The following is a 511-nucleotide window of genomic DNA, read 5'->3' as shown; positions in this document are numbered from 1 at the left end:
CATCAGTTACGGCCAGATCCGTGACGCCTACCAGATCAACGCCGAGGGTCTGATCACCGGCGGCGCGGACGCGCTGCTGGTGGAGACGACGCAGGACCTGTTGCAGACGAAGTCCTCGATCATCGGTGCCCGGCGGGCGATGGAGGCCCTCGGTGTCACCGTCCCGCTGATCTGCTCGGTGACCGTCGAGACCACCGGCACGATGCTGCTCGGCTCGGAGATCGGTGCGGCGCTGACGGCGTTGGAGCCGCTGGGCATCGACATGATCGGGCTGAACTGCGCCACCGGCCCCGCCGAGATGAGCGAGCACCTGCGCTATCTGGCGCGCAACGCCCGTATCCCCCTCTCGTGCATGCCCAACGCGGGCCTTCCGGTGTTGACCAAGCAGGGCGCCCACTACCCGCTGTCCGCTGCCGAGCTGGCCGACGCCCAGGAAACCTTCGTCCGCGAGTACGGCCTCTCCCTCGTCGGCGGCTGCTGCGGCACCACCCCGGAGCACCTGCGCCAGGTC

The 511-nt window shown here is 69.1% G+C and carries 1 protein-coding gene; it reads left to right on the top strand.

All coding sequences use genetic code 11. The annotated features are described in order from the left end of the window. The coding region (locus IF88_RS41790) for a homocysteine S-methyltransferase family protein (RefSeq protein ID WP_037808885.1) at positions 1-511 on the top strand (511 nt) is incomplete at both ends.

This window comes from Streptomyces sp. NRRL F-2580 (assembly GCF_000720115.1).
Lineage (GTDB): Bacteria > Actinomycetota > Actinomycetes > Streptomycetales > Streptomycetaceae > Streptomyces.
This window is presented reverse-complemented; position numbering and strand designations above follow the sequence as displayed.